4 protein-coding genes are annotated in these 4334 nt (G+C 74.7%); all 4 read left to right on the top strand.

Translation table 11 applies throughout. The annotated features are described in order from the left end of the window. A partial coding sequence (locus tag AB8Z75_RS32500) for a pantoate--beta-alanine ligase (RefSeq protein WP_369208346.1) occupies positions 1-585 on the top strand: 585 nt, incomplete at its 5' end. Then, a complete protein-coding gene (locus tag AB8Z75_RS32495; protein WP_369208344.1) occupies positions 582-2441 on the top strand; it encodes an L-aspartate oxidase in 1860 nt (619 codons plus the stop codon). The genes AB8Z75_RS32500 and AB8Z75_RS32495, both read left to right, overlap by 4 nt. Beyond that, a complete protein-coding gene (gene nadC, locus AB8Z75_RS32490; RefSeq protein WP_369208342.1) occupies positions 2438-3514 on the top strand; it encodes a carboxylating nicotinate-nucleotide diphosphorylase in 1077 nt (358 codons plus the stop codon). Before AB8Z75_RS32495 ends, nadC begins: the two co-directional genes overlap by 4 nt. Next, on the top strand, positions 3514-4311 hold the full coding sequence (locus AB8Z75_RS32485; RefSeq protein ID WP_369208340.1) for a type III pantothenate kinase: 798 nt from the start codon (positions 3514-3516) through the stop codon (positions 4309-4311). The genes nadC and AB8Z75_RS32485 overlap by 1 nt, the downstream gene beginning before the upstream one ends. The last annotated feature ends 23 nt before the right edge of the window (positions 4312-4334 follow it).

Below are 4334 nucleotides of genomic sequence, written 5' to 3'. Positions count from 1 at the left end.
AAGCTGCTCCACCTGACCGCACCCGGCGCGGCGTTCTTCGGCCAGAAGGACGCCCAGCAGCTCGCCCTCGTCCGCCGCATGGTCGAGGACCTCAACTTCCCCACCGCGATCGTCGCCGTCCCCACCGTCCGCGAGGACGACGGCCTCGCCCTCTTCGGCCAGAAGGACGCCCAGCAGCTCGCCCTCGTCCGCCGCATGGTCGAGGACCTCAACTTCCCCACCGCGATCGTCGCCGTCCCCACCGTCCGCGAGGACGACGGCCTCGCCCTCTCCAGCCGCAACCGCTACCTGGCCGAGCCCGAACGCACCCACGCCCTCGCCCTCTCCCGCGCCCTGCGCGCCGGGGAACAGGCGGCGGGCGCGGGGCCCGCGGCCGTGCTGCGCGCCGCCCGCGACGTGCTGGACGGCCGAGGCCACGCAGCCGAGGGCCTCGACGTCGACTACGTCGCCCTCGTCGATCCCGCGAACTTCCGCGAGATCACCGACGCCGCCTGGCAGGGGGACGCCGTCCTCGCCGTCGCGGCCCGCGCGGGCCGCACCCGGCTGATCGACAACATCCCCCTGCACCTCGGAGCCGAGCGATGACCCGGATCAGCCGCCAGTCCGCAGCCGCGGCCACCCCCGGCATAGCCGGCACGGCACTCCCCGCGCCGCCGCCGGGCTGGACCCTGGAGGCCGACGTGGTCGTCGTCGGCTCCGGCGTCGCAGGACTGACCGCCGCGCTGCGCTGCGCGGCACGCGGCGTGCGCACGGTCGTCGTCACCAAGGCGCGGCTCGACGCCGGCTCCACCCGCTGGGCCCAGGGCGGCATCGCCGCCGCCCTCGGCGAGGGCGACACCCCAGGCCAGCACCTCGACGACACCCTCGAAGCGGGCGCCGGGCTGTGCGACGAGGCGGCCGTCCGCACCCTCGTCACCGAAGGCCCCCAAGCGGTGCGGCGGCTCATCGCCTCCGGTGCCCGCTTCGACACCGCCTCCGGCACCGGGCGGATCGCCCTCACCCGGGAGGGCGGCCACCACCGGGACCGCATCGTCCACGCCGGCGGCGACGCCACCGGAGCGGAGGTCTCCCGCGCCCTGGTCGAGGCCGTACGGGAGCAGTCCCTCCGCACCGTCGAGAACGCCCTCGTCCTCGACCTCCTCACGGACGCCGAAGGCCGCGCCGCGGGCGTCACCCTGCACGTCATGGGCGAGGGCCGGCACGACGGGGTCGGTGCCGTCCGCGCGCCCGCCGTGGTCCTGGCCACCGGAGGCATGGGCCAGGTCTTCGCCGCCACCACCAACCCGGCGGTCTCCACCGGCGACGGCGTCGCCCTCGCCCTCCGCGCCGGCGCCGAGGTCTCCGACCTGGAGTTCGTCCAGTTCCACCCCACCGTCCTCTACCTCGGCCCGGACGCGGAGGGCCAGCAGCCGCTGATCTCCGAGGCCGTACGGGGCGAGGGCGCCCACCTCGTCGACGCGGCCGGCGTCCGCTTCATGCAAGGCGCCCACCCCCTCGCCGAGCTGGCCCCCCGCGACATCGTCGCCAAGGGCATCATGCGCCGCGCCGCCGCACAGGGCACCGACCACATGTACCTGGACGGCCGCCACTTCGGCGCCGCCATGTGGGAGACCCGCTTCCCCACCATCCTGGCGGCCTGCCGCGCGCACGGCATCGACCCCGTCACCGAGCCCGTGCCCATCGCCCCCGCCGCCCACTACGCCAGCGGTGGCATCCGCACCGACCTGGACGGGCGCACCACCGTCCCCGGCCTCTACGCCTGCGGCGAAGCCGCCTGCACCGGAGTCCACGGCGCCAACCGCCTCGCCTCCAACAGCCTGCTGGAGGGCCTGGTCTTCGCCGAGCGGATCGCCGAGCGGATCACCGAGGGAGACGCCGAGAGGACCGCCGAGAGGGGCGCTGAGGAGGACGGCGAGCGGATCGTCGAGGGGGTCGCCGAGTCGGCCGCCGGCGCCCGTGGCCGGGCGCACCGCGCAGCGCGGCCTTCCGGCGCGGCCCCCTCCGCGGACGGTCTCCCGGCCACGGGCGGGCTCCCGGCCACGGGCGGGCTCCTGCCGCCCACCGCACGCACCGAGATCCAGCGCGTCATGACGGAGGGCGCGGGCGTCCTGCGCTGCGCGCGCTCCCTCACCGAGGCCGCCGGGCGGCTCGCCGCCCTCACGCCCTCCCCGGACTCCCCAGACGACAAGTCCGCCGAACCGGGCGTCGACACCTGGGAGACGGCCAACCTCCATCTGGTCGCGCAGGTCCTCGTCACGGCGGCGCTCCGCCGCGAGGAGACACGAGGCTGCCACTGGCGGGAGGACCACCCGGACCGCGACGACACCAACTGGCGCCGTCACCTGGTCGTCAGCACGCCCCCCGGCGGACGCTTCACCGTCCGCACCACCGACACGACCGCCTTCCCGCCGGTCATGAGCGAGCACAAGGAGCACAAGTGACCGACGACCTCCCCCTCCTCCAGATCGGCAGGGGCCCGGCGGAACAGCCCGAGGCGGCAGGCGGCTGCGGCGACGCCTGCGGCTGCTCGGCCGATGCCGCCGACGACCCGGGGCTCGACCCGCTGGAGTGCGGTCTCGACCCCGACCTGGCCCAACTCCTCCTCGACGCGGGCCTCGACCCCGTCCAGGTCGAGGACATCGCCCACCTCGCCGTCGAGGAGGACCTCGACCGCGGCGTGGACGTCACCAGCGTGGCGACCATCCCCGACGAGGCCGTCGCCACCGGGGACTTCACGGCCCGCGAGGCGGGCACCGTCGCCGGACTCCGCGTCGCCGAGGCCGTCCTCTCCGTCGTGTGCACCGACGAGTTCGAGGTCGAACGCCACGTCCTGGACGGCGACCGGGTGGCGGCCGGGCAGCGGCTGCTCACCGTCCGCACCCGCACCCGCGACCTGCTCACGGCCGAACGCAGCGCCCTCAACCTGCTCTGCCGCCTCTCGGGCATCGCCACCGCGACCCGCGCGTGGGCGGACGCACTGGAGGGCACGAAGACCGCCGTCCGCGACACCCGCAAGACGACCCCGGGGCTGCGCGCCCTGGAGAAGTACGCGGTGCGGTGCGGCGGCGGCGTCAACCACCGCATGTCGCTCTCGGACGCGGCGCTCATCAAGGACAACCACGTCATCGCGGCCGGCGGCGTCGCGGAGGCGTTCGCCCGCGTGCGGGCCGAGTTCCCCGACGTGCCGATCGAGGTGGAGGTCGACAGCCTCGACCAGATCCCGCCGGTCCTGGACCAGGGCGCCGACCTGCTGCTGCTGGACAACTTCACGCCGGGCATGACGACCGAGGCCGTCACGCTGGTCGCCGGGCGGGCGCGGCTGGAGTCCTCCGGGCGCCTCACGCTCGACAACGCCGCCGAGTACGCCGCGACCGGGGTCGACTTCCTGGCCGTCGGCGCGCTGACGCACTCGTCCCCGATCCTCGACATCGGCCTCGACCTGCGCCCCGAGAGCGGTGCCGCCGGCGCGGCCGTCGCGGGCGAGGCGGCCAACGCCGGTAAGGAGCGGCCCTGATGCTGCTCACCATCGACGTGGGCAACACCCACACCGTGCTGGGCCTCTTCGACGGCGAGGAGATCGTCGAACACTGGCGCATCTCCACCGAGGCGCGCCGCACCGCCGACGAACTGGCCGTCCTGCTCCAGGGCCTGATGGGCATGCACCCCCTCCTCGGCGACGACCTGAGCGACAACATCGAGGGCATCGCCATCTGTTCGACCGTGCCCTCCGTGCTGCACGAGCTGCGCGAGGTCACCCGGCGCTACTACGGCGACATCCCGGCCGTGCTCGTCGAACCCGGCGTCAAGACGGGCGTGCCGATCCTCATGGACAACCCGAAGGAGGTCGGCGCCGACCGCATCATCAACGCGCTCGCGGCCGTCGAGCTCTACGGCGGCCCGTGCGTCGTCGTCGACTTCGGCACGGCCACCACCTTCGACGCGGTCTCCGCGCGCGGCGAGTACGTGGGCGGCGTGATCGCGCCCGGCATCGAGATCTCCGTCGACGCGCTGGGGATGCGCGGCGCCCAGCTCCGCAAGATCGAGATCGCCCGGCCGCGGAGCGTCATCGGCAAGAACACGGTCGAGGCCATGCAGTCCGGCATCGTCTACGGCTTCGCGGGGCAGGTCGACGGCATCGTCCACCGGATGGCGTCCGAACTGGCCGACGACCCCGAGGACGTCACCGTCCTCGCGACCGGAGGCCTGGCCCCGATGGTCCTGGGCGAGTCCGCGGTCATCGACGAACACGAGCCCTGGCTCACGCTGATCGGGCTCCGGCTGGTCTACGAGCGGAACGTCGACCGCGGCTGACCGGTCCGCCCACGGCGGGCGGG

Source organism: Streptomyces sp. PU-14G, from assembly GCF_041028275.1.
Taxonomy (GTDB): domain Bacteria; phylum Actinomycetota; class Actinomycetes; order Streptomycetales; family Streptomycetaceae; genus Streptomyces.
The sequence above is the reverse complement of the archived record's forward strand: the minus strand, read 5'-3'. Positions and strand labels throughout refer to the sequence as shown.

Coding starts and splice junctions, on each gene's coding strand:
- AB8Z75_RS32495 (WP_369208344.1), top strand. CDS start 582: ATGACCCGGATCAGCCGCCAGTCCGCAGCCGCGGCCACCCCCGGCATA.
- AB8Z75_RS32485 (WP_369208340.1), top strand. CDS start 3,514: ATGCTGCTCACCATCGACGTGGGCAACACCCACACCGTGCTGGGCCTC.